Source organism: Streptomyces sp. NPDC054847 (assembly GCF_053610925.1).
Window position 1 is genome coordinate 14,690 of record NZ_JBSGZJ010000015.1, and the last position, 23,882, is coordinate 38,571.

The 23,882-nt window shown below is 70.1% G+C and carries 26 protein-coding genes and 2 pseudogenes; 5 read left to right on the top strand and 23 right to left on the bottom strand.

Annotation, left to right across the window (positions count from 1 at the left end; all coding sequences use genetic code 11):
• The 3 genes from ACWGH4_RS03555 to ACWGH4_RS03565 form a co-directional block, all read left to right on the top strand.
• On the top strand, positions 1-770 hold a 770-nt coding region (locus ACWGH4_RS03555), incomplete at its 5' end, for a hypothetical protein (protein WP_453455066.1).
• Positions 771-1,327: 557 nt separating this feature from the next.
• A complete protein-coding gene (locus ACWGH4_RS03560) occupies positions 1,328-1,645 on the top strand; it encodes a hypothetical protein (protein ID WP_453455069.1) in 318 nt (105 codons plus the stop codon).
• A gap of 82 nt (positions 1,646-1,727) precedes the next feature.
• A complete protein-coding gene (locus ACWGH4_RS03565) occupies positions 1,728-2,153 on the top strand; it encodes a contact-dependent growth inhibition system immunity protein (RefSeq protein WP_453455071.1) in 426 nt (141 codons plus the stop codon).
• 59 nt (positions 2,154-2,212) lie between these two features.
• On the opposite strand, the gene ACWGH4_RS03570 is transcribed toward ACWGH4_RS03565, so the two are convergent.
• The 5 genes from ACWGH4_RS03570 to rpsB all read right to left on the bottom strand — a co-directional run bounded on the left by ACWGH4_RS03570 (position 2,213) and on the right by rpsB (position 6,818).
• Positions 2,213-3,358: a phosphatidate cytidylyltransferase gene (locus ACWGH4_RS03570; RefSeq protein WP_453455074.1), complete on the bottom strand. Its 1,146-nt coding sequence runs from the start codon at positions 3,356-3,358 to the stop codon at positions 2,213-2,215.
• A complete protein-coding gene (gene frr, locus ACWGH4_RS03575; RefSeq protein ID WP_005311329.1) occupies positions 3,358-3,915 on the bottom strand; it encodes a ribosome recycling factor in 558 nt (185 codons plus the stop codon). Before frr ends, ACWGH4_RS03570 begins: the two co-directional genes overlap by 1 nt.
• Before the next feature lie 129 nt (positions 3,916-4,044).
• On the bottom strand, positions 4,045-4,809 hold the full coding sequence (gene pyrH, locus ACWGH4_RS03580; protein WP_441266405.1) for a UMP kinase: 765 nt from the start codon (positions 4,807-4,809) through the stop codon (positions 4,045-4,047).
• A 161-nt stretch (positions 4,810-4,970) separates the two neighbouring features.
• Entirely contained in the window at positions 4,971-5,807 is an 837-nt protein-coding gene (gene tsf / locus ACWGH4_RS03585; protein WP_307708525.1) for a translation elongation factor Ts, read from the bottom strand.
• A 105-nt stretch (positions 5,808-5,912) separates the two neighbouring features.
• Positions 5,913-6,818, bottom strand: a complete 906-nt coding sequence (rpsB, locus tag ACWGH4_RS03590; RefSeq protein ID WP_453455079.1) for a 30S ribosomal protein S2 — start codon at positions 6,816-6,818, stop codon at positions 5,913-5,915.
• A gap of 725 nt (positions 6,819-7,543) precedes the next feature.
• Here rpsB and ACWGH4_RS03595 point away from each other — a divergent pair.
• A pseudogene (locus tag ACWGH4_RS03595) lies at positions 7,544-7,993 on the top strand (peptidoglycan DD-metalloendopeptidase family protein); the annotation flags it as partial.
• 197 nt (positions 7,994-8,190) lie between these two features.
• Here ACWGH4_RS03595 and ACWGH4_RS03600 read toward each other — a convergent pair.
• The 18 genes and pseudogenes from ACWGH4_RS03600 to proS form a co-directional block, all read right to left on the bottom strand.
• The gene (locus tag ACWGH4_RS03600) at positions 8,191-8,748 is read right to left on the bottom strand and encodes a TetR/AcrR family transcriptional regulator (protein ID WP_453455114.1); all 558 of its coding nucleotides are present in this window, start codon (positions 8,746-8,748) and stop codon (positions 8,191-8,193) included.
• A gap of 62 nt (positions 8,749-8,810) precedes the next feature.
• Entirely contained in the window at positions 8,811-9,647 is an 837-nt protein-coding gene (gene whiG, locus ACWGH4_RS03605) for an RNA polymerase sigma factor WhiG (protein ID WP_441266407.1), read from the bottom strand.
• 276 nt (positions 9,648-9,923) lie between these two features.
• Positions 9,924-11,105, bottom strand: coding sequence for a DNA-processing protein DprA (gene dprA, locus ACWGH4_RS03610; RefSeq protein WP_453455082.1), 1,182 nt, complete (start codon positions 11,103-11,105; stop codon positions 9,924-9,926).
• The gene (locus tag ACWGH4_RS03615) at positions 11,102-12,727 is read right to left on the bottom strand and encodes a YifB family Mg chelatase-like AAA ATPase (protein ID WP_453455085.1); all 1,626 of its coding nucleotides are present in this window, start codon (positions 12,725-12,727) and stop codon (positions 11,102-11,104) included. The genes dprA and ACWGH4_RS03615 overlap by 4 nt, the downstream gene beginning before the upstream one ends.
• Complete coding sequence (locus ACWGH4_RS03620) at positions 12,727-13,089, bottom strand: YraN family protein (protein WP_453455087.1); 363 nt, start codon at positions 13,087-13,089, stop codon at positions 12,727-12,729. Before ACWGH4_RS03620 ends, ACWGH4_RS03615 begins: the two co-directional genes overlap by 1 nt.
• A gap of 116 nt (positions 13,090-13,205) precedes the next feature.
• A complete protein-coding gene (locus tag ACWGH4_RS03625; protein ID WP_005311352.1) occupies positions 13,206-13,514 on the bottom strand; it encodes a DUF2469 domain-containing protein in 309 nt (102 codons plus the stop codon).
• 29 nt (positions 13,515-13,543) lie between these two features.
• Positions 13,544-14,080, bottom strand: a complete 537-nt coding sequence (locus ACWGH4_RS03630; RefSeq protein WP_453455090.1) for an NUDIX hydrolase — start codon at positions 14,078-14,080, stop codon at positions 13,544-13,546.
• The gene (gene lepB, locus ACWGH4_RS03635) at positions 14,070-14,816 is read right to left on the bottom strand and encodes a signal peptidase I (RefSeq protein ID WP_441266412.1); all 747 of its coding nucleotides are present in this window, start codon (positions 14,814-14,816) and stop codon (positions 14,070-14,072) included. Before lepB (ACWGH4_RS03635) ends, ACWGH4_RS03630 begins: the two co-directional genes overlap by 11 nt.
• 70 nt (positions 14,817-14,886) lie before the next feature.
• Positions 14,887-15,801, bottom strand: coding sequence for a signal peptidase I (gene lepB, locus ACWGH4_RS03640; protein WP_453455116.1), 915 nt, complete (start codon positions 15,799-15,801; stop codon positions 14,887-14,889).
• Positions 15,743-16,778: pseudogene (gene lepB / locus ACWGH4_RS03645) on the bottom strand (signal peptidase I). Before lepB (ACWGH4_RS03645) ends, lepB (ACWGH4_RS03640) begins: the two are co-directional and overlap by 59 nt.
• A complete protein-coding gene (gene lepB / locus ACWGH4_RS03650; RefSeq protein WP_441266413.1) occupies positions 16,771-17,550 on the bottom strand; it encodes a signal peptidase I in 780 nt (259 codons plus the stop codon). The pseudogene lepB (ACWGH4_RS03645) and the gene lepB (ACWGH4_RS03650) overlap by 8 nt, the downstream one beginning before the upstream one ends.
• 71 nt (positions 17,551-17,621) lie before the next feature.
• Entirely contained in the window at positions 17,622-17,972 is a 351-nt protein-coding gene (gene rplS / locus ACWGH4_RS03655) for a 50S ribosomal protein L19 (RefSeq protein ID WP_159686518.1), read from the bottom strand.
• Between the two features lie 126 nt (positions 17,973-18,098).
• A complete protein-coding gene (trmD, locus tag ACWGH4_RS03660) occupies positions 18,099-18,920 on the bottom strand; it encodes a tRNA (guanosine(37)-N1)-methyltransferase TrmD (RefSeq protein ID WP_453455095.1) in 822 nt (273 codons plus the stop codon).
• The gene (rimM, locus tag ACWGH4_RS03665; protein WP_453455098.1) at positions 18,920-19,477 is read right to left on the bottom strand and encodes a ribosome maturation factor RimM; all 558 of its coding nucleotides are present in this window, start codon (positions 19,475-19,477) and stop codon (positions 18,920-18,922) included. Before rimM ends, trmD begins: the two co-directional genes overlap by 1 nt.
• Before the next feature lie 162 nt (positions 19,478-19,639).
• On the bottom strand, positions 19,640-19,879 hold the full coding sequence (locus ACWGH4_RS03670) for an RNA-binding protein (RefSeq protein WP_005311361.1): 240 nt from the start codon (positions 19,877-19,879) through the stop codon (positions 19,640-19,642).
• Between the two features lie 2 nt (positions 19,880-19,881).
• Entirely contained in the window at positions 19,882-20,325 is a 444-nt protein-coding gene (rpsP, locus tag ACWGH4_RS03675) for a 30S ribosomal protein S16 (protein WP_005311362.1), read from the bottom strand.
• Between the two features lie 251 nt (positions 20,326-20,576).
• A complete protein-coding gene (locus ACWGH4_RS03680; RefSeq protein WP_453455102.1) occupies positions 20,577-21,206 on the bottom strand; it encodes a hypothetical protein in 630 nt (209 codons plus the stop codon).
• Between the two features lie 152 nt (positions 21,207-21,358).
• Entirely contained in the window at positions 21,359-22,771 is a 1,413-nt protein-coding gene (gene proS / locus ACWGH4_RS03685; RefSeq protein WP_453455105.1) for a proline--tRNA ligase, read from the bottom strand.
• Positions 22,772-22,979: 208 nt separating this feature from the next.
• Here proS and ACWGH4_RS03690 point away from each other — a divergent pair, with 208 nt between their 5' ends.
• A complete protein-coding gene (locus ACWGH4_RS03690; RefSeq protein WP_453455108.1) occupies positions 22,980-23,780 on the top strand; it encodes a class I SAM-dependent methyltransferase in 801 nt (266 codons plus the stop codon).
• Positions 23,781-23,882 lie beyond the last annotated feature (102 nt).

The window sequence follows — 23,882 nt, forward strand, 5'->3', positions numbered from 1 at the left end:
AACCCCTGGTTGCCCTGCGCACCAGCATCGCCCTGGAACCCCTGGTTGCCCTGCGCACCAGCATCGCCCTGGAACCCCTGGTTGCCCTGCGCACCGGCCTCACCCTGGAACCCCTGGTTGCCCTGCGCACCGGCCTCACCCTGGTTGCCCTGCGCACCAGCATCGCCCTGGAAACCCTGGGTCCCCTGCGCACCAGCCTCACCCTGGAAACCCTGAGCACCGGTGTCACCCTGACTGCCCTGCGCACCGGCCTCACCCTGGAACCCCTGGGGCCCCTGCGCACCACCCCCGTCACCCTGGGGACCCTGTGCGCCGGTGTCACCCTGGAACCCCTGGTTGCCCTGCGCACCAGCCTCACCCTGGAACCCCTGGCTCCCCTGCGCACCAGCCTCACCCTGGAAACCCTGGCTGCCCTGCGCACCGGCCTCACCCTGGAACCCCTGAGGCCCCTGCGCACCACCCCCGTCACCCTGGGGACCCTGTGCGCCGGTGTCGCCCTGGAAACCCTGGCTGCCCTGCGCACCGGTGTCACCCTGGAACCCCTGGGGCCCCTGCGCGCCGATGTCGCCTTGGGGCCCTTGGGATCCTTGGTGCTTATGGTGCCAGCCGCCCCACCAGCGTCCCTCTCCTTCTTCGTCGTCGTGGTCATGGGCTTCCCACCGGGGGCGGGGATCGAAATCGGCACTGACGGCGCCATTCGGGCCTGGCACCCCGAGCGCGTAATCGATACGGGGCTCGCCGAGTGCATCGGCGAGGGCGGTTGCCGTTGACGCGAGGTTGACGACCACGCCAAGGCATCCCGCAGCCGAAAGCATCGTGGCGGTCTGGACCCAAGATCTGCGAAGCGACTTACGCTTCATCATTGAACCTTCCTGCAGAACTGGCAGCTAGTGCACGGACATTCACCGAATTCATTGAGGCACAGTGGCCCACCGCGCGCCGAGAGCCACGCAAGTCACGGAGGGCGCCTATTCATACTGTAGGAATGCCGACTTCAACCTGAGGCAACCTCAAATGAACTGTATCGCCCGCGAATTCGCATCTGCGGGCTCACGACAGGCAAGCGATAGCCATTCCTCCGTTCTTCCTTCCAATGGCGTACGCATATCCCGGCGCAGTGACGGCCGGCCAGAAGGAGAAAGCGCACGTGGCCCGACAGGTCGAGCTCATCCGCGGTTCACGCCTTGGTTCTGCTGAATGCGGGAGAAAGCATCAAGGCCGTGAGCGAGTATCTCGGTCACCCCCATCCATCGATGGTGTGCGGACCGGTGCGACACGAAGCCGCTCAACTGCCAAAGACCGTGGCATCACGGCTGGTTCGCTCGATATGAAGATCGACGCACTCTTGGAGCTGCGAATCATCCACAAGAACGTGAGAGATGCTGCCCACGAGGAACGATTCGGCGGGAACGAGGACGCCCACGACCTTCTCGTGGTGGAGCCGATTGACGTAGCCGCCGCTGACGAGACCCTCGGCCTGATGGATGAGGTTCTCGAAGAGGTCTACCAGTCACCCGCACGAGTGGCGCAGCGTCAGCAACGGTTCGAACGCGAACAGCGACGCAGGAAAGGCGACGAGACCACGCCTACGGACAGCGCTTCACCGCCTGCGAGTGAAGCTGTCGACGACGCTCCGCCATTTTGATCTTGGGCTGATGAGTACTCACGGGCCACAGATGGCCCAGGGCCCGTCCCGCACGCTCCGATCGCGGGTCGAGAATGCCCCCATGGACCACCTGCTGCATCTCGACCGCACGCTCGACGAGCTGGATCCGCCCCGCTGGACGGCTCCTGCCCCTGACGCGACCCACCTGGTCCGCAAGGTGCACGGACTGCGGCGCGTTCCGCTGGGCCGGCTCGGTCCGGCGGATCTGCGCACGCTCGTCACGCAGCAGGTGGCCCTGGCCCACGTGCTTCCGCTGGTGGTGCGCCTGCTCCTCGAGGAGCCGCTGCTGGACGCGTACTTCTACGAAGGAGACCTGCTGCTGGCCGCCGTCGAGGTCCCGGCCTCCGCCTGGGACCTGCTGCCGGACCTCGGCGCCCGCCTGCGCGCCGTGATCACGGCACTGCCGGAGGAAGCGGTCGCCGGCCTGCCTCGCGGCGCCGCCGAGGAGCTCGCCCGTTTCGCGGCTGGACCGCGGTCACCTCGCTGATCCGACGAAGAGGGCCCGCCGCCCTGCTGGACGACGGGCCCTCACGCGGATCCACGAGGTCAGCCCGACCCCACGAAGACCACCAGCAGCAGCCACACCACCGGCGCCGTCGGCAGCAGCGAGTCGAGGCGGTCCATGATGCCGCCGTGGCCGGGAAGCAGCGTGCCCATGTCCTTGATGCCGAGGTCCCGCTTGATCATCGACTCCCCGAGGTCGCCCAGCGTGGCGCTGACGGCGACGGCGAGGCCGAGGAGGAGACCCTGCCACCAGGTCCCCTCGTCGATGAGGAACTGCATGCACAGCGCCCCGGCGGCCATCGCGAACGACACCGCGCCGAGGAGCCCCTCGCGGGTCTTGCCGGGGCTGATGCGCGGCGCGAGCTTGTGCTTGCCGAAGCGCCAGCCGACCGCGTACGCGCCGGTGTCGCTGACCACGGTGAGCAGCAGGAAGGTGAGCACCCGCTCCGGACCGTCGTCCGCCGTCAGCATCAGCGCGACGAACGTCGCCAGGAAAGGGACGTAGAAGGCGGCGAACACGCCGGCCGTGACGTCCCTCAGATAGCCCTCCGGCCGGTCGGTCATGCGCCAGACGAGCACCGCGAGCGCGGTGAGAGCCATCGCCACCCATGCGCCCTCCGCCCCGCGGACATAGCCGGCGACGACCATCGCCGCGCCGCCCACCGCGAGGGGGACGAGGGGTGCCTTGATCTGCTTGCGCTCCTCGAGCCGGGAGGTCAGCTCCCACAGACCGACGACGACGGCGACAGCGATCACGCCGACGAAGACGGCCTTGACGAGGAAGAGGGAGACGACGATCACCGCGCCGAGCCCGACGCCGACCCCTATCGCCGCGCGCAGGTCCCGGCCGGCGCGCTTCTTCTGCGGCGGTTCGGGCCGGGCGGAGGGCTGCGGAGTGGGATCGCCCGACGGCGGCGGGGTGGGCATGGGCTCCTGCGGCATCTCGTCGCGGAACAGGGGGCCGCCCGGCCGAGCGGCCCCCTGGTCACGGTCCTCGCGGTGTTCGCCGCGGTGGTCCTCGGCGTCTCTACCTGCGTCGGGAAGGTCCGGCACGATGGGCATGGGGCGAGTCTGCTGCGCGTCGCGCCCATCGTATGCGGGACCCGCCGGGAGGGGCCCCTGGTCGGGCGGCGGCCATGCTCCGGCGTATCCGGCGCCGTGCGGGGCCCCCCAGGAAGAGTCGTTCATCAGACCTCGAGCAGCTCGGCTTCCTTGTGCTTGAGCAGCTCGTCCACCTGCGCGACGTACTTCGCGGTGGTGTCGTCGAGCTCCTTCTCCGCACGGCGGCCCTCGTCCTCGCCGACCTCGCCGTCCTTGATCAGCTTGTCGATCGTCTCCTTGGCCTTGCGGCGCACGGAGCGGATCGAGATCTTGGCGTCCTCCGCCTTGGTCTTGGCGACCTTGATGTACTCCTTGCGGCGGTCCTGGGTGAGCTCCGGGAACACCACCCGGATGATGTTGCCGTCGTTGCTCGGGTTGACGCCCAGGTCGGAGTCGCGGATCGCCTGCTCGATGTTGCGCAGAGCGGTCTTGTCGAACGGCGTGACGACTGCCATCCGCGGCTCGGGAACCGAGAACGAGGCCAGCTGGTTGATCGGGGTCAGGGCACCGTAGTAGTCCGCCACGATCTTGTTGAACATCGCCGGGTGCGCACGTCCGGTGCGGATCGCGGCGAAGTCATCCTTGGCGACCAGGACGGCCTTCTCCATCTTCTCCTCGGCCTCGAGGAGGGTCTCTTCGATCACCACTTGCTCCTGCGTGTCTTGAGGTTGGCCCGGCTCGTACCACTGGGCCGGCGGGACCTGCGTCGCGTATTGCCTGCACGGTGTCCGACCGGCAGGACTTTGTCCATCCCTCGAGGGAGCGCCCCCGGATCAGGCTCGGGTGCCCCGGTTGCTCACGAGCGTGCCGATCTTCTCACCCTTGACGGCCCGGGCGATATTGCCCTCGGTAAGGAGCTCGAAGACGAGGATCGGCAGGGCGTTGTCACGGCAGAGCGTGATCGCCGTGGCGTCGGCGACCTTGAGGTTGCGCGACAGCACCTCGCCGTACTCCAGCGCGTCGAACTTGACCGCGTCCGCGTTGGTCTTGGGGTCGGAGTCGTAGACCCCGTCGACACCGTTCTTGCCCATGAGGAGCGCTTCCGCGTCGATCTCGAGGGCCCGCTGGGCAGCGGTGGTGTCGGTGGAGAAGTAGGGCATGCCCATACCGGCGCCGAAGATGACCACGCGGCCCTTCTCCAGGTGGCGCACGGCGCGCAGCGGGATGTACGGCTCCGCGACCTGGCCCATCGTGATGGCGGTCTGGACACGCGAGTCGATGCCTTCCTTCTCCAGGAAGTCCTGGAGGGCGAGGCAGTTCATGACCGTGCCGAGCATGCCCATGTAGTCGGAGCGGGCCCGGTCCATGCCGCGCTGCTGGAGCTCGGCCCCGCGGAAGAAGTTGCCTCCGCCGATGACGACCGCGATCTCTGCCCCGTCCCGTACGACCGCGGCGATCTCGCGGGCGATTGCGTGTACGACGTCGGGGTCGACGCCCAGACCCCCTCCTCCGGCGAAGGCCTCACCGGACAGCTTCAGCATGAAGCGTCCGGACTTCTTGCCGTGGTTGTCGTCGCTTTGTGCGGCGCCCTGATTCATGGAGATCTCCTCGTGCACATGCGAAGAAGGCCATTGCCAGTGGGTCCTTGCGGTTTCCCGTACGGCAATGGCCTCCTCGTCAGATCTGCGATCGTCCGGCGCGAACACCGAGGACGACTGCTTCAGACCCTACCGGGGTCCGGTGTCCGTAGCGTACGGACTCAGATGCCGACCTTGATGCGCGTGAAGCGCTTCAGGGCGACACCGGCCTCGTCCAGAATCTGCTGGACGGACTTCTTGTTGTCGAGCGCGTACGGCTGGCCGAGGAGGGTGGCCTCCTTGAAGAAGCCGTTGACGCGACCCTCGACGATCTTCGGGAGGGCGGCCTCGGGCTTGCCCTCGGCGCGGGTGGTCTCCTCGGCGACGCGGCGCTCGGCCTCGACGACCTCGGCCGGGACGTCCTCGCGCGAGAGGTACTTCGGCGCGAAGGCGGCGATGTGCTGCGCAACGCCCTTGGCGAGCTCGGCGTTCGGCTTGTCCAGCTCGACCAGGACACCGATCTGCGGGGGCAGGTCGGGCATGGTGCGGTGCATGTAGGCGGCGACGTACGCGCCGGAGAACTGCGCGAAGCGGTCCAGGACGATCTTCTCGCCGAGGTTGGCATTGGCCTCGTCGACGTACGCCTGCACGGTCTTGCCGGGCTCGATCTCGGAGGCGAGCAGCGCCTCGAGGTCGGCCGGGGAAGTCTTGGCGACGTGCGCGGCGAGCGCGCCGGCGACGGCCTGGAACTTGTCACCCTTGGCGACGAAGTCCGTCTCGCACTTCAGCTCGACGAGGACACCGGAGGTGTTGTCCTCGGCGATGAGGGAGACGACGGCGCCGTTCTCGGCGGAGCGGCCCTCGCGCTTGGCGACGCCCTTCTGGCCCTTGATGCGCAGGGCCTCGACGGCCTTGTCGACGTTGCCTTCGGCCTCGTCCAGCGCCTTCTTGCAGTCCATCATGCCGGCGCCGGTGAGCTCGCGGAGCTTCTTGACGTCAGCGGCGGTGTAGTTCGCCATGTCCTTGAATCTCTCTCGAAAGTCGAAAGTCGAAGATCTACGGGTGATCGGCGGGGGCGATGCCCACTGGCACCGTCCCCGCCGTCAACAACCGAACCTGTGAGGTCAGGCCTGCTCGGCGTCCGCCGGCTTCTCAGCCTCGGCGGCCGGGGCCTCCGCAGCGTCGGCGGCCGGGGCCTCGGCAGCGGCCTCGGCCGGCTTGGCCTCGGCAGCGTCCTCGGAGTCAGCCTTCTTCTCGCCCTCGAGGAGGTCACGCTCCCACTCGGCGAGCGGCTCGCCGGCGGCCTTCTCGCCCGGCTTGGAGTCGCCGGTGGCGACGCCGGAGCGGGCGATGAGGCCCTCGGCGACGGCGTCGGCGATCACGCGGGTGAGCAGGGTGACGGAGCGGATCGCGTCGTCGTTGCCCGGGATCTTGTAGTCGACCTCGTCGGGGTCGCAGTTGGTGTCCAGGATCGCGACGACCGGGATGTGGAGCTTGCGCGCCTCACCGACGGCGATGTGCTCCTTCTTGGTGTCGACGATCCAGACGGCGCTGGGCACCTTCTGCATCTCGCGGATACCACCGAGGGTCTTCTCCAGCTTGGCCTTCTCACGCGAGAGGACCAGGAGCTCCTTCTTGGTGAGGCCGGAGGCGGCCACGTCCTCGAAGTCGATCTGCTCGAGCTCCTTGAGGCGCTGCAGACGCTTGTAGACGGTGGAGAAGTTGGTGAGCATGCCACCCAGCCAGCGCTGGTTGACGTACGGCATGCCGACGCGCGTCGCCTGCTCGGCGATGGCCTCCTGGGCCTGCTTCTTGGTGCCCACGAACATGATGGAGCCGCCGTGCGCGACGGTCTCCTTGACGAACTCGTAGGCGCGGTCGATGTACGACAGCGACTGGAGCAGGTCGATGATGTAGATGCCGTTGCGCTCCGTGAAGATGAATCGCTTCATCTTCGGGTTCCAACGACGGGTCTGGTGACCGAAGTGGACGCCGCTCTCCAGCAGCTCCCGCATCGTGACGACGGCCATGGCCGTATCTCCTTGGGTTCTCGGTTATGTCCTGACGCCCCGACGCGCCGTGCCGCAAGGGACCGAGGAGCGCGGCCACCGACCGATGAGAGTCTGGTGGCGGGGCGTGCGAAGTCGACCCGGTGACCCGGATCGCCAGAAGAAGTGTACGGGACCGCGGACGCACCGGGTGACGGCGCTGTCCACAACGGACCGGTTGTCCACAGATCCGGACCATGATCAACGGGGGCGGCGGCTTCCGGGGCACGGTTCCGTCCATGAACTGTGCGCTTTCCGCGTTTGTGATCTGGCGGATCTCCACCGTGCCTGTGCTTGTCGCGACGGCCGTGACGGCTGTGACAGCCGTGACGGGCTTTCTTGCACCGTCAGCACCGGGGCCGGCCCGTGCCGGGCCGGTGGTCACGGTCAGCGCCCCTGACCTTCGTACCGGCACCGGCCCTTCGCCGCACGAGCTCGACCAGCGTCTCGTCACGGTCGGTACGCCGGGCACCGGTGGTCCGACGTCGTCCGCGCCGGAAGCCCCGCCGCCCGCCACCCCGCCAGGACCGGCGGGCAGCCGGCACGCCCTCCCCACGGACACCGGGCCCAGGCAAGCGACTCCGGACCCGGACGCGCCACCGCCCGCGCGCAGCGATGACGGCCTGACCGCGGACGTCCGGCACCGGCCCGCGACTCCCGCGCGCAGCGGTGAAGGCCTCACCACGGCTGCGCCGGATCCGGACGCGCCACGGAGCTGGCCGGTCGGTGCGCCGCGGCCGCTCGTCGTTCGGGGGTGGGAGCCCCCCTCGTCCCCCTACGGCCCGGGGCACCGTGGCGTGGACCTGGCCGCGGCCGCCGGCGCGCCCGTGCGAGCGGCGGCCTCCGGCACGGTCTCCTTCGCCGGGTCGGTCGCCGGCCGGGGCGTCCTCACCATCACTCTCACCGGTACGGGTGACCCGCCGTTGCGTACGAGCTACGAACCGGTCCGCCCGCTGGTCGACGAAGGCACGGCCGTGACGGCCGGGCAGGTCGTGGCGACCGTCGAGCCGGGGGCCTCCCACTGCCGGGGCTGTCTGCACTGGGGGCTGCGACGCGGCTTGGCGTACCTGGACCCGCTGGCCCTGCTGCCGCCCTGGATGCTGCGCCGCGGACCGTCGCGCCTGCTACCGGTGTTCGGAGTCCCCGGCCCCCGCGCAGCCCCCGAGGCGCTCCCGCCGACGGCCGCCGCAGGGGCGGCGGACCTGCTCCACGCGACCTTGCTGCTGGCGGGTGGCGCGGTGGCGCACCGCGCCCTGCGCGGGCGACCACGCGATGCCGGGCCCGGCGCACGGTCCGGCGGGCCCGCACGCACACGGAACTCACGCCCGACGGGCGCCCGTCGCGGCGGCCACGCTCAGCCCCGCACGCCTCGCAGCACCATGGCGACGGCCGCTTCCGCGATGGCGTCGGGCTCCTCGGCCGCGCCGAGCTCGATACGGCGGACCGCCGCGTCGACCACGCCCTGAAGCAGCATCGCGGTCAGCCGGGGCCGCTCCTGGCCGAGCTCGCCGAGGGCCTCGACGATCATGGCGATCAGAGCCCCGTGCGCGGCGCGGATCTTCTCCCTGGCCCCGGCCTCCAGCTCGCTCGCCGAGATGGCGACGACGGCCCGGTGCCGCCGGTCACCGACCAGCTCGAGCTGGCGGCGCACATACGCCTCGACCTTGCCCTCCGGGGTGTCCGCGCTGCCCATAGCGGTCTCCACCTCGGACGCCCAGACGGGGAAGTCCACCGCGCAGAGCTCCTCGACGACCGCGGCACGCGACCGGAAGTACTCGTAGACGGAAGACCTCGCCAAGCCGGTGCGCTCGGCCAGGGCGGGGAAGGTCAGCGCCTCCGTACCGCCTTCGGACAGGAGGGAACGCGCGGCGTCCAGCAGGGCGCCTCGCTGCATCGTCCGGTGCTCGGCCACGGAGGCCGCTCGAATCCTGGGCACGCCACCACTTTACGGATCCCACCCGGGCGATCCCAGAGTCACCGTCCCACGTCGGCCAGCTTCGCCCGCAGCTGCAGCACCGACTTGGTGTGGATCTGGCTGACCCTGCTCTCCGTGACGCCGAGGACATTCCCGATCTCGGCCAGCGTGAGCCCCTCGTAGTAGTAGAGCGTGACGACGGTCTTCTCACGGTCCGGCAGGGTGTTGATGGCCCGGGCGAGGAGTCTGCGCAGCTCCCGGTCCTCGGCCACCTCGACCGGGTTGTCGGCGGCGGTGTCCTCGAGCGTGTCCATGAGGCTGAGGCGCTCGCCGCCCTCGCCCCCGACGTGCAGCAACTCCTCCAGCGCCACCACGTTCGCGAGCGACAACTGGCTGAAAACCGAGTGCAGTTCGTCGACCGTGATGCCCATCTCCTCGGCGACCTCGGACTCCGAAGGTGTGCGCCGCAGCTGGGCCTCCAGCGTGGCGTACGCACGCTCCACGGCCCGGGCCTTCTGCCGCACGGACCGGGGGATCCAGTCCAGGGCGCGCAGTTCGTCGATCATCGCGCCGCGGATCCGGGTGATGGCGTACGTCTCGAACTTGATCGACCGCTCGATGTCGAACTTCTCGATGGCGTCGATGAGCCCGAAGACTCCGGAGGAGACGAAGTCCGCCTGCTCGACGTTGGACGGCAGGCCGACGCTCACCCGGCCCGCGACGTACTTGACCAGCGGCGAGTAGTGCAGGATCAGCTGTTCCCGCAGCCGGCCGTCACCCGTGGCCTTGTACGACCGCCACAACTCCTCGAGCGACGAGGGTGCGGCAGGCCGCACGGTGCCACGGGCAGCGGGTGGCGCTGCCGCGCGGTCAGACCCGGAGGTGTGCTGGGGCATGCGTTGCCTTGAGCCGTTCTGCTGTGAAGGGAGCGGGAGGCCGCCTGGGCCGGGAACCCGGTGAGCGTAGCGTGACTGCACGGTTGCGGTGGGCGAAGGACCGGCTTACGAACCGGTGCGGGTATGCGCCTTCGTCCACACCTTCGAACCGGGGCAGGTATGCGCCGTCGTCCACACCTTCGAGCCGGGGCCGATGCCCCATGCACCGGCCCCTCCGGTCCCGTCGACTGGACTGCAGAGGTCATCGGCTTCACCTTTTCACCCGAATGCCCGGGGTCAAGTAACGCCTCGCCGCGCGTTCGAACCATGACGTCGTCTGCGCGTCAACTTCCATCCCTCTCCGTCCCGTTCCACGAATCCGAGTGAATGAAGTTCGTACAGCTTGCCGCGGGCCTCGTCGATCGTCGTGCCGCCTTCGCGGGCGACCTGGTGCACGGCGCAGGCACCCCGCGCGGGCAGCGCCTCGAGAACCCGCCTGGCGAGCGGGTCCAGCAGGTCCCTGGGCACCACGGGACCGCTGTGCGTCGGCGCCAGTTCCCCTATCCGGCCGATCAGTTCGACGACTTCCGCCGCGTCGGTGACCAGCACACTCTCGCCGCGCAGCAGTTCGTGGACGCCTGCCGACAGCCCGCTGGTGACCGGTCCGGGCACTCCTATCGTGTGACGGCCGAGCCGTTGGGCACTGCGCGCGGTGACCAACGAGCCGCTGCGGTACTCGGCCTCGACCACGACAGTGCCCCTCGTCAACGCGGCGATGACGCGGTTGCGCTGGACGAACCTGCTCGGGGTGGGATGGCCGCCCGGCGGCAACTCGCCGATTACGAGCCCCTGTTCGACGATGCGTCCGATCAATTTGCCGTGACCGCGGGGGTAGGCGACATCGACACCGCAGGCGAGGACGGCCACCGTGGCACCGCCGGCGGCCAGCGCTCCGCGGTGTGCCGAGCCGTCCACGCCGAACGCCGCCCCTGACACCACGACCCAGCCGCGCTCCGCGAGTCCGGCCCCGAGACCCGTGGCCATGTGCGCCCCGTACGGCGTGCAGGCCCGCGCCCCCACCACCGCGACCGAGCGCAGCGCCCATTTCCTCAGGTCGGGCCTGCCCCGCACCCACAGCCCGACGGGTGAGGCGTCCTGGAGGTCGTCGAGCTGGCTCGGCCACTCGGCGTCGCCCGGCACGACGAACCGGCCGCCCACCGCGTGCACGGCGTCCAGGTCCCGCTCCGGGCACACTCCCACCGCCCGGTCCCGCAGCCCCTGTACCCGCTGCTCGGAAACGCCCGTGAGGGCCCCGGCGGCGCAGTCCTCCGATGTCAGCAGGGCCAGTAGTCCCTCGGCGCCGAACTGGCGAAGCCACCGTCCGCCGTGCTCGTCCCCCGGTTCGAGGATGCGCGTCAACGCGGCGCGCGCCATCCGCTCCCGGTCGTCGGCGCCACGGTCCGGTGTCCGCGGCGTCATGGCCGGCCTCCGATCACCGCGACGGCCCCTGCCGGTACGCCCCGCGCGATCCCGGTCCGCAGTTCAAGGGCCAGGGCGACGTCGGACGCCTCCGGCCGGTCCCTGCCGGCGAGGTCCGCGACCGTCCAGGCGACTCTCAGCACCCGGTCCAGACCGCGTGCCGTGAGCAGACCACGGTCCACGTCCCGCTCCGCCGCAGCCAGCGCCCCGGGCGAGACCGTCCAGCGGGTCCGCAGTTCGTGGCCGGGGACCTCGCTGTTGACGGACCACGGAGTGCCGTCCAGACGGGCCGCCGCACGTGCCCGCGCCTCGCGCACCCGGTCGGCCACCACCGCCGTGGAGTCTCCGCGGCCGCCCTGGCCGAGCAGGTCGGACCGGCTCACCGGCTCGACCTCGATGCGCAGGTCGACCCGGTCCAGCAGCGGGCCCGACAGCCGGGCCTGGTACCGCCGGATCGCCGAGGCGGGGCAGTCGCACCCGGCGCCGTGCAGGGTGTGCCGCCCGCAGGGGCACGGGTTGGCGGCCAGCATCATCAGGAATCTGGCCGGCAGACGCACCACGCCCCCGCTCCTGGCCACGACCACATGGCCCGACTCCAGGGGCTGCCGCAGGGCGTCCAGCGCCTTCCCGGAGAACTCCGGCGCCTCGTCGAGAAAGAGCAGTCCACGGTGTGCGAGAGAGACGGCACCCGGCTTCGGCAGGCCGTTCCCGCCACCGACCAGCGACTGCATCGTCGCGGAATGGTGCGGTGCGCAGTACGGCGGTGTCCGCACCAGCGGCTGGCCCGGCGGGAGCAGGCCCGCCACCGAGTGCACCGCCGTCACTTCGAGTGACTCCCGGCGGGTCAGCGGCGGCAGCACACCGGGCAGCCGCTCGGCGAGCATGGTCTTTCCCGCGCCCGGCGGGCCCGAGAGCAGCAGATGGTGTCCGCCGGCCGCCGCGACCTCGAGGCCCGTGCGTGCGGTGTGCTGACCGGCGACGTCGGCCAGGTCCGGTCCGCCCGCCGCGTCCGCGGCGATGCCCGTGCCGACGCCCGCGCCCGGCACCAGCAGCCCCGCCAGCATGGGGTCGGGTCTGCCCTCCTCGACGGCCTCTTCGTCGGGCACCGGCTCGTCGGCGAGCACCGCGATCAACTGTCGCAGACTCCGGACGCCGAGGACCGAGATCCCCGGTACGAGTGAAGCCTCACCGGCTGTCTGCTCGGGCACGACGACCTGTTCGTACCCGGCCTCGGCCGCGGCGAGCACTGCGGGCAGCACACCTCGCACCGGTCTGACCCGGCCGTCGAGGCCCAGCTCCCCGATGAGCACAAGGTCGGCGATCTGCCGCGGGTCGATCCGCTCGGCGGCGCCGAGCACGGCGACGGCCACGGCGAGATCGAAGCCGCTCCCGCCCTTGGGCACGGACGCCGGGCTGAGCCCCACGGTGAGTTTCTTCTGCGGCCACTCGGCGCCCGAGTTCACCACGGCCGCCCGCACCCGGTCCCGGCTCTCCACCAGGCTCTTGTCCGGAAGGCCGACGAGCGTGAACGCGGCGACTCCCGGCTCCAGATCCGCCTGGACCTCGACCACTACGCCCTCGACGCCGACCAGGGCGACGGAACACGCGCGTGCGAATCCCATCAGGCCACCCCGCGGGCGTGCTCGACGACCGCGCGGCCGCGCCTGGGCAGCAGCACGCCGACGAGGTCGATGCGCACGCCGCCCGTTGGTGCGCCGCCGTGCCGCTCGAGCCAGCACTCGGCGAGCCGCCGCAGCCGTACCGCCTTGACCGGTGTGATCGCGGCCATCGGATGTTCGTACCCGCCGATCCTGCGGGTCTTGACCTCGCAGACGACGACCGTGTCGCCGTCGCGGGCGACGATGTCGATCTCCCCGGACCGACCGCAGCGCCAGTTCCTTGCCAGCAGCCGCATGCCGGACCTGGTCAGCAACCTCGCCGCCAGGTCCTCTCCGTACCGTCCCAGTGCCCCCGTCGCGTTCATTCCGGCACCACCTCCGGCACCGACTCTGACGCGTGGGACCCCTCAATGTGGATCTTGGTCGAAAGCTGTGGACAGCCCGCGGCGTGTGGGAAACCGCGTCACCCGCAGGAGTGGAATCAGCTGCCGGGAAGCTCGAGGTCGCTCTTGTTGAGCTCCTCGATGTTCACGTCCTTGAAGGTGAGCACCCGGACCTGCTTGACGAATCTGGCGGGCCGGTACATGTCCCACACCCAGGCGTCCGCCATCGAGACCTCGAAGAAGACCTCGCCCTGGACCGAGTGCACCTGCATCTCGTAGTCGTTGGTGAGGTAGAAGCGACGCTCGGTCTCGATGACGTATTTGAACAGCCCGACGACGTCTCGGTACTCCCGGTAGAGCTTCAGCTCCATCTCGGTCTCGTACTTCTCGAGGTCCTCGGCGCTCATGGCATGTTCCCCTTCAGCCTTGCGTCCCCCTATTGTGCGCCAGCCGCACTGGGGTCCTGGACGGTTTCCGTGTCCAGAACCACCGGCGCACCCGGGGGTCCCTCGTCGAGCAGCGTCCGCAGCAGCTCGGCGAGCCTGGTCGGATACACCGTCTCACGCGCCGCCGACAGTTCGGCGGAGGTCCACCATCTGAGGCCCGCGACGCTCCGCTGCTCGAGCTCCGTCAGCCCGCCCGGGGCGGTCTCGGTCTGTGTCGTACGCGCCAGGAAATACCATTCGTCCTGGTCCCAGCGCCGGCCGTCGAACGGGAACGAGCACTGGCGCTGCCACAGCACCGGCCCCAGTTCCACGTCGGTTATCCCGGTCTCCTCGGCCAGTTCCCGCAGCGCGGCCTCTTCCCGCGTCTCCTCGCCCTCCAGGCCGCCGCCCGGGGTGAACCACCAGTCGTCCGCCGGGTCCCCCGGCTCGTACCCGTGCATGAGCAGGATCCGGTCCTGCGGATCGAGCAGCACGACCCGGGAGACCTTGCGGAGCGGGGGCACGGCGCCCGGCCCGTCATGCGACACCGGAGACCTCCCTGTCCGCGCGCCGGCTGCGGCCGAGACGCCCCGCCACCGGCCCGTAGGCGGCCCCGCCGAAGATGAGGACGGCGCCGGCGACCACCGCGCCGAGCATGAGTTTCACCGGTCCGGGCTGCGACACTCCGCCCGGCAGTGCCTCGAACCCGGCGGGCCGTTCGACCAGGCCGCCGTCGAGCGGCCACGCCACGGCGTCCACCCGTGCGGAGACGGCGGAACGCGGGACCGAGCCGTGGCCGGGGTCCTGGAGGTGGGACCGTGAGTCGAGCGAACCCATCCGCTCGTCGCCGAGGAGGAACAGCTGCCCCTCGGGCACGCTCGCGGTGAACTTCTGCGACGCGGGCCCGTCGCTCTGGAGCAGATACGGTTCCTCGACGGCCTTGCCGTTCACGGTCAGCCGGCCGTTGTCGGCGCAGCAGGCGATCTCGTCGCCGCCGACGCCCACCACACGTTTGATCATGGGCATGTCGCCCCACAGCTTGTCGCGGAAGACCACGACGTCACCGCGGCGCACGTCCGCGCCGTCGATGCGCTCCGCCAGCACCCGGTCGCCCGCCTCCACGGTCGGCGCCATTGAAGCCGTGGGCACCGTGTACGGCTGGTAGACGAGGGCGCCCCACACGAAACCGCCGAGGAAGAGCACACAGCCGACGGCCACGGCCAGCCCCGACAGCGCGTTGCCGAGCCGGCCGCGGCCGTCGTCGTCACGTCCCGTTCCGCCCATCCCGGCGCTCCCCACCTCGGAGATACGACCCCCGGGACGTTCCCCGGGGATCGGCGATCTGGGCGGCACCCTACCCGGCGGTACGCCTGCCGGTCATCAGCCTCCTGCGCCACAGCACGACCGGCAGCGCGCCGGCCACCCCGAGCGCCGCGGGAGCGGCGGCGGGCAGCGCGGCGGCGGCAGCGTCGATCCCGGGCTGGTCGAAGGTGCCCGGCACGGGGAGCGTGGACCAGCGGTCCAGCGGCCATGCGACCACCACGGCGCGGCCCACGACCTTCTCGACCGGGACGAATCCGCGGTTCACGTCTTCCATGTGGTAGCGGGAGTCCTGGGAGTTCTGGCGGTTGTCGCCCATCACCCAGATCTTGTCGTCGGGCACCTTGAACGGCCCGAACGGCATGTCGTCGCAGGCGGAGCTGCCGGGGAAGATGTAGTCCCGCTCGTCCAGGGCCTTGCCGTTGACCTTGACCGGGCCGCCCTTCTTGCACTCCACCGTGTCGCCGCCGACCGCGATCGTCCGCTTGATGAGGTCCTTTTCCTCGGCGGACGGCATCAGCCCGATGAAGCTGAGGAACTTCTGCACGACGTTCGGCTCCGGCGTGGGCTCGCCCTCGAGCCAGCCGCCCGGATCGTGGAAGACCACGACCTCGCCGCGCTCGGGCTCCGACCCGAACCACGGGGTGAGCTTGTCCACGAGGACACGGTCGCCGCGCTGGAGGGTGTTCATCATCGAGTCCGACGGGATGGAGAACGCCTGCACCAGGAACGTCTTGATCAGCAGCGCCAGCAGGAGCGCGATACCGACCAGGAGCGGCAGTTCCTTCCAGAAGGACTTCTGCTTCTTCCGATCCGTACCGCTGCCCTCCGAGGAATCGCCGCCGTCGCCGGTCGCCGACGCCGAGTCGTCCGTCATGTCCGAGGGCGTCTCAGAAGACCCCTTCCGCTCCTCGGGATCGTCGTGCCCGGACCGTGCGCCGACCGCCACGTCCCCCACATCCACTCCTCACGCCGTGCGAACCGCCTGTGCCACAGCAGGTACAGGCCCACCACTCCCATAACGAGCGGGAGTTCCGCAGGGGTCGGGAGCAGGACCATCTGATTCCGGTCCTGGGAGGACACACTATTCGACGGCGGCTGTGCCGCCGTCCCCCCGGCGCGCCCGTCGGGCACGGACGCATAGGTCTCCGGCTCCTCCAGCCGCCGCCAGTGGTCCAGCGGCCAGGCGATCACGACGGCCTGCCCGACGACCTGGTCCTGAGCCACCGTGCCGCTGCCCTGCTCGTCGAGATGGAACCGGGAGTCGGCCGAGTCCGACCGGTGGTCCCCCATCACGAAGTACCGTCCCTCGGGCACCTGGACGTCGAACGTCATCGTCGAGGGCACGTCCCCGGGGTTCAGATACGGTTCGTTCAGCGGCACGCCGTTGACGGTGACCCGGCCGTCCTTGTCGCAGCACTTCACACGGTCGCCGCCGACGGCGACGACCCTCTTGATGAGATCCCGCTCGTCGTCCGACGGCAGCAGCCCGATGAACGTCAGGGCCTGCTTGACCTGCTTGACCACGATCGGGTCGTCCTGCTTCGGCTTCTCCTCCGGCGGCAGCCAGCCGCCGGGGTCCTTGAAGACGACGACGTCACCCCGCTGCGGCTTCGCGCCGAACCACGGGGTGAGCTTGTCGACCAGGACGCGGTCCTGGATCCTGATCGTCTGCTCCATCGAGCCGGACGGGATGACGAACGCCTGCACCAGGAACGTCTTCAGCACCAGGGCGATGAGCAGCGCCACCGTGATCAGGAGGGGTATCTCCTTGACGGCGGAGCGGCGTCGCTTGCGTTTGACCTTCTGTGCCAGCCGGCGCCGTTCCGCACGGCCGGGCAGCGGCCTCGCGCCGTTCGTCGGCCGGGTCCCGGTCGGCAGCCGGGTGTCCGCCCGGTGGCTGGGACTACGCCCGCGGTTACCCATGGGCGCCGCCGGGGGGCGCGTCGGGCACGCCGGAGAACGCGCCCGTGGGGTCGATGCCGGACCAGCGGCCGACCGGCCAGCCGATCCAGTCCGCCCTGCCGACGACCATGTCGACGGGCACCATGCCGCCACCGGGCTGCCCGAGATGGTCGCGGGAGTCACGTGAGTTGCTGCGGTGGTCCCCCATGACCCAGAGCGTGCCCTCGGGAACGACGATGTCGAAGGCCACCTCGGAGGGCCCGCCGTCGGGGTGCAGATATCTCTCGTCGACCGGCACGCCGTTCACCTCGACCCTGCCCCCCTTGTCGCAGCAGACAACCCGGTCACCGCCCACGCCCACCACCCGCTTGACGAAATCCGTCTCGGCGGGCTCGGCGAGTCCGAGTGCGGCGAGCCCCTCTCGTACTACGGAACTGACAGGGTTTTCCGTCACCCCCTCCGGTACGAACGAGCCCGTGCCGTCGAAGACGATCACGTCTCCACGCCGGGGCTCCGCACCGAAACGGTACGCCAGCTTGTTCACCAGCACCCGGTCCCCGACCTGAAGGGTCGGCTCCATGGAACTGCTGGGGATCTGGAAGGGCTGCATCACGAAGTGGCTCAGCAGCAGCACGAAGACGGCGCAGGCCCCTCCGAGGACTCCCGCCGTGCGCAGGGACATCGGCGGACGGCGACCGCCGTAACGACGCGCGGAGCGCGACCCCTCTTCCTCGACCCCGTCCGCGGGGGTGGAAGAGCGGTCGCGCTCCGTGTGCTGTGCTTCGGTGTCCATCGAGGGCAGAGCCTATCCGGCCGCCCTGTGACCGGTTGAACCGAAGCGTCGTCGCGGCTGTGAGCTCAGGCTCAGTTGTCGCGCTTCTCCTTGATCTTCGCGGCCTTGCCGCGCAGCTCACGGAGGTAGTACAGCTTGGCGCGACGGACGTCACCGCGGGTGACGAGCTCGATCTTCTCGAAGATCGGGCTGTGCACCGGGAAGGTGCGCTCGACGCCGACGGAGAAGGAGACCTTGCGGACCGTGAAGGTCTCGCTCACGCCCGCGCCCTGGCGGCGGATGACGACGCCCTTGAACTGCTGGATACGGGAGCGGTTGCCCTCGATGACGCGAACGTGGACGTTCACGGTGTCACCGGGACGGAAGGCCGGGACGTCGCTGCGCAGCGAAGCCGAGTTGACGCTGTCGAGCAGGTGAGCCATTTTGGTCTGCTTCCTCGCCGATGCCACAGGTCATCAGCGGAATATCGGTATGAGATCCGGGGTGCCGGGTCGGGCGGGCGTCGTTCCCCCTGTGGCAGGGGCGCCGGCCGGACGTACAGCAGCGGCTTATTCTTCCACGGCCTCGGGCCTGCGCCAAAATCGGCCGCCGGGCTCGGGTGCCCAGCCGAGGATGGAGAGGGTCTCGCGGTCCTTCTTGTCGAAGGCCGCGGGGTCGCAACGCTCGATCAGATCCGGCCGGTTGAGGGCCGTGCGGCAGAGCGCCTGGTCCCGCCGCCAACGCGCGATCTTCCCGTGGTGGCCGCTGACGAGCACGTCGGGAATCTCGCGTCCGCGCCAGGTGGGGGGCTTGGTGTAGACGGGGCCCTCGAGCAGGTTCGCCATCGCGCCGGGCGCGAAGGAGTCGTCCCGGTGGGATTCGGCGTTGCCGAGGACGCCGGGAAGCAGCCGGGCGACGGCCTCGGTGATCACCAGCACGGCGGCCTCTCCGCCGGCGAGCACGTAGTCGCCGATGGAGACCTCGTGGACCGGCATCCGGGTCGCGTACTCGTCGATGACCCGGCGGTCGATGCCCTCGTAGCGGGCGGGGGTGAAGATCAGCCACGGACGCTCGGAGAGCTCGACGGCGACCTCCTGCGTGAACGGCCGGCCGCTCGGAGTGGGAACCACGAGTACGGGGCCCTGGGCGCCCGCCTCGTAGCCGCTCGCCACGATGTCGTCGAGGGCGTCGCCCCACGGCTCGGTCTTCATGACCATGCCCGGGCCGCCGCCGTACGGGGTGTCGTCGACGGTGTTGTGCCGGTCGTACGTCCAGTCGCGCAGGTCATGGACGTGGACCCCGAGCTGACCGCGGGCGCGGGCCTTGCCGACCAGGGAGACGTTCAGCGGTTCGAGGTACTCGGGAAAGATCGTGACGACGTCGAGCCGCATCAGGACTCGTCCTCCGAGGCGTCACGCGCGGAGGCGACCTCGGCCTCGGTGTCGTCGATCAGTCCCGGCGGCGGGGTGATCACGGCCCGCTGCTCCTCCAGGTCGATCTCGGCGACGATCTCCTGGACGAACGGGATCATCACCTCGCTGCCGTCGGGCCGTTCGACGATGAACAGGTCCTGCGAGGGCAGATGGCTGATCTCGGTGATCCGGCCGATCTCCGTGCCGTCCTCGAGCACCACGTCCAGGTCCATCAGCTGGTGGTCGTAGTACTCGTCGGGCTCCTCGGGAAGCTCCCCCGGGTCCACCTCGGCGATCAGCAGCGTGTTGCGCAGCGCCTCCGCGGCGTTGCGGTCCTTCACGCCCTCGAAGCGCAGCAGCAGCCGGCCGCTGTGCACCCTGCCGGTCTCGATGGTCAGCGGTCCGGCGGTGGCCGGGTCCGTGGCCAGCACGGCGCCCGGTCCGAGCCGCAGTTCCGGCTCGTCCGTGCGTACCTCGACGGTGACCTCGCCCTTGACGCCGTGGGCCCGGCCGATCCGTCCGACTACCAGCTGCACGCTCACCCCTCTGTGCGGCCGGACCGCCGCCGCTGGCGCGGGGTGGTCGCTTGCCGCCGTGGTTCCTCGGTTACTCAATTATCGGTTTGCGGACTTCGACGCGACACGACAAGGGCCGGGAAGAGCCGGAGCCCTCCCCGGCCCGAGCCGGTGTTCAACTGTTCAGCGGACCTGGTCCACGTCGACGAGGTCGACGCGGATGCCACGGCCGCCGATGGCGCCCACGACGGTGCGCAGAGCGCGCGCGGTGCGGCCGTTGCGGCCGATCACCTTACCGAGGTCGTCGGGGTGGACCCGGACCTCGAGCACGCGCCCGCGACGCAGGTTGCGGGAAGCCACCTGCACATCGTCCGGGTTGTCGACGATGCCCTTCACGAGGTGCTCGAGAGCCTCCTCGAGCATCCTCAGGCCTCGGTGGACTCGGCGGGCGCGGCCTCGGCCTCGTCCGCCTTCTTGTCGGCCTTCTTCGCCTTCGGGGTGATGGCCTCACCCTTGGCGTCGTCACCCTCGATGGCCTTGGCGAAGGCGTCGAAGGAGGCGCGCTTGTCTTCCTTCGTCGCCGGGGCCAGCAGCGGCTTCTCCGGGGCCGGCAGGCCCTTGACCTTCTGCCAGTCACCGGTGAGCTTCAGGATGGCCAGAACCGGCTCGGTCGGCTGGGCGCCGACGGACAGCCAGTACTGGGCACGCTCGGAGTCGACCTCGATGCGCGACGGGTTGTACGTCGGGTGGTACAGCCCGATCTCCTCGATGGCCCGGCCGTCACGGCGGGTACGGGAGTCGGCGACGACGATGCGGTAGTGGGGCTGGCGAATCTTGCCGAGACGCTTCAGCTTGATCTTGACTGCCACGGGAGTGGTGTCTCCTGGTCTTGACGTGGTTGGGCACAACGAGATGCCACGTGGGGTTGCGGTACTCGGGTGCCCGATGGACGCGTCAGCCGGAGGCGAGAGGGTTCCTGTGCGGCTGTCGAGTACAGCTAGCCATTGTGCCACATGCCGGCGACGGCTTTTCACCCGCCCGGGCATCCCGGCGGGCCCGTCGGCGCACGGCCCGCCGGCCGACGAGCTCGTCGGCAGCCTGCCCCCGCGGGCGCGGACGATCAGCTCGCCGCGCCCACTGCCTCCGGGATACGGAACGGCTTTCCGCACCCCCCGCAGACGATGGGCGCCTGCGCGAGGACGGACGGGACGACTCTGACGTTGCGGCCGCAGTCGCAGACGGCCTTGACCCGCACGCCGCCGCCCGAGGAACCGTGCCGTGCGGCAGGTCCGCGGAAGGTGCGCTTGGTGTCCGAGGCCGTCGCGGCGGTGTGCGCCTTGAGGGCGCGCTGCAGCCGTTCGATCGTGGGGCGGTACCGCCGCTTGGCCTCCGGGTTGAGCGCGACCAGCGAGAAGCCGCTGCTGGGGTGCGGCTCGTCCACATGGTCGAGGCCCATCTCCTCGGCAAGGGCCAGGAAGCGACGGTTGTGGTAGCGGCCGGCACGCGAGGTGTCACGGACACCTCGCGCGGCGGCGATGCCGTGGACTGCTTCGTGAAGCAGTCGCTCGAAGGAGAGCTCGGCGCCGCAGGCGGACGAGGACTCTCCGATCAGGGATTCGGGCGCGGCAAGGTCCGGCAGCTCGGGGTGGTGCCGCTGAATGTCGGCCCACGCCTGTGCCAGCTCTGCGGCGAGAACAGGTGGTGTCGTGCTCACGTCGTGATAACGAGCCGGACGGCCCGCGGGTTCCATTCCGGGCCATCCCAAATAATTTGCACGTACCAGTCAGTTGCTGTCAGTTGCCGTTGATAGGTCCTGACGAGGGCGGGTGCGTCGATCTACGGAGGATCTCCACAGCTCACACCAAGGTGGTACGTAGCGACCCGCCCCCGCCGGCAGGGCCGTCAGTAGGCCCGGGCGACGATCGCGACAGTACCCGGCGCGTCGTCCGCATCGGGCACCGACCCGTCCTCGGCCACGAGACAGCGCACCGAGACCGCCTGTTCCGCCAGCGTGGCCTCGCCCTCCTGCCCCAGCGTCGCCCACGGAATGCGGGCCCATCCGCCGGCGGCCGCCGCTTCGGCGGCCTCCTCGATGGTGCTGACGTCACTCGTGCGCGACTCACGGCGGGACCGGGACTGCTCGAGCAGCAGCGCCTGGTCGTCCTCGAGGATCTTCGGCAGCAGCGCGGCGAGCGAGTCCAGGCTCACCGGCTCCTTGCCTCCGGGGATGCGACGGGCCAGCATCGCGGTGCCCGCCTCCAGGTCCCGCGGGCCGATCTCGATCCGCACCGGCACGCCCTTGAGCTCCCAGTCGACCGCACGGCGACCGAAGGGGGTGTCGACGCGGTCGTCGACCTGGACCCGCAGGCCGGCCGCCGTGAGCAGTCGGCCGACCTCATGCACCTTGGCCACGGCCTCGTCGCCCTTGATGGCCATGACGACGACCTGGACGGCCGCGAGCCGCGGCGGGACGCGCAGGCCGTTGTCGTCGCCGTGGGACATGATCAGTCCGCCCACCATGCGGGTCGACACACCCCACGACGTCTGCCAGACCAGTTCCTGCTGCCCGTCCTTCGACAGGTACGACGTGTTGAAGGCCTTGGCGAAGTTGGTGCCGAGCTCATGGCTCGTGCCCATCTGGAGGGCCTTGCCGTCGCCCATCATCCCTTCCAGGGTGAGGGTGTTGATCGCTCCGGCGAACCGCTCCCTGGGCGTCTTGCGGCCGAGCACCACGTCGATGCCGAGGACGTTGACCATGAAGTCCGCGTAGACATCGCGATGGATGTGGGCGGCGTAGTCCCTGGCGTCCTCGTAGGTGGCGTGGGCGGTGTGCCCCTCCTGCCAGAGGAATTCGGTCGTCCTGAGGAAGACCCGGGGGCGCATCTCCCAACGGACCACGTTGGCCCACTGGTTGATCAGCAGCGGCAGATCCCGGTAGCTCTGCACCCATTTTGAGAAGTAGTCGTTGATGATCGTCTCGGACGTGGGGCGCACCACGACCGGCTCCTCGAGCTCCTTGCCCCCACCGTGCGTGACCACCGCGAGTTCGGGCGCGAAGCCCTCGACGTGCTCAGCCTCGCGAGTCAGGTAAGACTGGGGGATGAAGAGCGGGAAGTAGGCGTTCTGAGCGCCCGCGGCCTTGATGCGGGCGTCCATCTCCTGCTGCATCCGCTCCCACAGGCCGTAGCCGTACGGTCGGATGACCATGGTGCCGCGCACCGGGCCGTTGTCCGCCAGTTCGGCCTTGTTGATCAGGTCCTGGTACCAGCGCGGGAAGTCTTCCGACTGGGGCGTGAGAACGGGTGCCTTTGCCATGGCGGGCATCGTACGGCGATACGGGACCTACACGTGAATCGGCCAGGTTGTCCGGGGCGTACGCCTCGGGGCGCAAGCAGTGCCGCACAACCCCTGGACGTGGGGACGCCCGCGCAGTTCTCTGGCATACGGGGAAGCGCGGATCGTACGCACACGGGGGCTGACCTTCAGGGTATTACCGACCTCTCTGCGGATTGGGGCGCTTTCGATGACATCCACGCTCGTCCAGCACCGACCCCACAAGGCGTCGGCGACCTCTGCGGAAGCCGGCACACGCGCCCGGGACTGGGCCGAGATCCAGGAACGCATGCTCGTGCCGCTCTACGAAGCGGTCTACGAACGCCTCGAGGTGGGCGCCGGTACACGGCTGCTGGCCCTGGGTTGCGGCTCCGGCCTCGCCCTGCTGATCGCCAGGACCCGCGGTGCCACGGTGACGGGCGTCGACACCGACAGCGACCGTCTCGCCCTCGCCCGGGAACGGATGGACGGCAGTCCGACGGCCCGGCTGGTGGACGGCGGACCGGGCGACGCGGGCCCCGCCCGCCCCGCATACAACCTGGTCACCGCGTTTCAGCCGATCGGGTGCGGCGCGCGAGACGCGGAGGACCTGGAACAGGCGCTCAAGGACGCGGTCGGTCTCGTCGAGCGCAGGAGCCTCGTGGTGCTCACGGGGTGGGGCCCGCCGGAGCGGTGCGCCACGTCCGGGGTGCTGCGGGTGGCCGGGGAGCGCCGGCGTCCCGCCCACCGCGACGCCCTGGAGGACATCGCCGCGCGCGCGGGCCTGAACCCGGACGGCTCCGGCCGGGTGGCCTGCCCGTTCGGATACGCGGACGTGGACAGCGCGGTACGGGGCCTCATGTCGACCGGTCTCTACGACGCGGCCGTGCGCGAGACCGACCAGGCACAGGTCGGGAAGGAGATCACCGAGGCGCTCCACGACCACCGGCGGCCGGACGGGACGGTCTGGATGCCCAACGTGTTCCGTTATCTGATCGCCCGGACACCCTGACGCCCTGACCCGCGCACGACGAAGGGCCCGCGACCGTGGCGGTCGCGGGCCCTTCGGCTGTCGCTCTGGGGCGGTGGATCAGCCCGTGAACTTGTTGTACTC

Excerpts from the sequence above, each read along its gene's own strand:
- ACWGH4_RS03560 (WP_453455069.1), top strand. The coding sequence starts at position 1,328 with ATGAAGATCGACGCACTCTTGGAGCTGCGAATCATCCACAAGAACGTG.
- ACWGH4_RS03565 (WP_453455071.1), top strand. The coding sequence starts at position 1,728 with ATGGACCACCTGCTGCATCTCGACCGCACGCTCGACGAGCTGGATCCG.
- ACWGH4_RS03570 (WP_453455074.1), bottom strand. The coding sequence starts at position 3,358 with ATGAACGACTCTTCCTGGGGGGCCCCGCACGGCGCCGGATACGCCGGA.
- pyrH (WP_441266405.1), bottom strand. The coding sequence starts at position 4,809 with ATGAATCAGGGCGCCGCACAAAGCGACGACAACCACGGCAAGAAGTCC.
- tsf (WP_307708525.1), bottom strand. The coding sequence starts at position 5,807 with ATGGCGAACTACACCGCCGCTGACGTCAAGAAGCTCCGCGAGCTCACC.
- rpsB (WP_453455079.1), bottom strand. The coding sequence starts at position 6,818 with ATGGCCGTCGTCACGATGCGGGAGCTGCTGGAGAGCGGCGTCCACTTC.
- whiG (WP_441266407.1), bottom strand. The coding sequence starts at position 9,647 with ATGCCCCAGCACACCTCCGGGTCTGACCGCGCGGCAGCGCCACCCGCT.
- dprA (WP_453455082.1), bottom strand. The coding sequence starts at position 11,105 with ATGACGCCGCGGACACCGGACCGTGGCGCCGACGACCGGGAGCGGATG.
- ACWGH4_RS03615 (WP_453455085.1), bottom strand. The coding sequence starts at position 12,727 with ATGGGATTCGCACGCGCGTGTTCCGTCGCCCTGGTCGGCGTCGAGGGC.
- ACWGH4_RS03620 (WP_453455087.1), bottom strand. The coding sequence starts at position 13,089 with ATGAACGCGACGGGGGCACTGGGACGGTACGGAGAGGACCTGGCGGCG.
- ACWGH4_RS03625 (WP_005311352.1), bottom strand. The coding sequence starts at position 13,514 with ATGAGCGCCGAGGACCTCGAGAAGTACGAGACCGAGATGGAGCTGAAG.
- lepB (WP_441266412.1), bottom strand. The coding sequence starts at position 14,816 with ATGGGCGGAACGGGACGTGACGACGACGGCCGCGGCCGGCTCGGCAAC.
- lepB (WP_441266413.1), bottom strand. The coding sequence starts at position 17,550 with ATGGACACCGAAGCACAGCACACGGAGCGCGACCGCTCTTCCACCCCC.
- rplS (WP_159686518.1), bottom strand. The coding sequence starts at position 17,972 with ATGGCTCACCTGCTCGACAGCGTCAACTCGGCTTCGCTGCGCAGCGAC.
- trmD (WP_453455095.1), bottom strand. The coding sequence starts at position 18,920 with ATGCGGCTCGACGTCGTCACGATCTTTCCCGAGTACCTCGAACCGCTG.
- ACWGH4_RS03670 (WP_005311361.1), bottom strand. The coding sequence starts at position 19,879 with ATGCTCGAGGAGGCTCTCGAGCACCTCGTGAAGGGCATCGTCGACAAC.
- ACWGH4_RS03680 (WP_453455102.1), bottom strand. The coding sequence starts at position 21,206 with ATGGAACCCGCGGGCCGTCCGGCTCGTTATCACGACGTGAGCACGACA.
- proS (WP_453455105.1), bottom strand. The coding sequence starts at position 22,771 with ATGGCAAAGGCACCCGTTCTCACGCCCCAGTCGGAAGACTTCCCGCGC.
- ACWGH4_RS03690 (WP_453455108.1), top strand. The coding sequence starts at position 22,980 with ATGACATCCACGCTCGTCCAGCACCGACCCCACAAGGCGTCGGCGACC.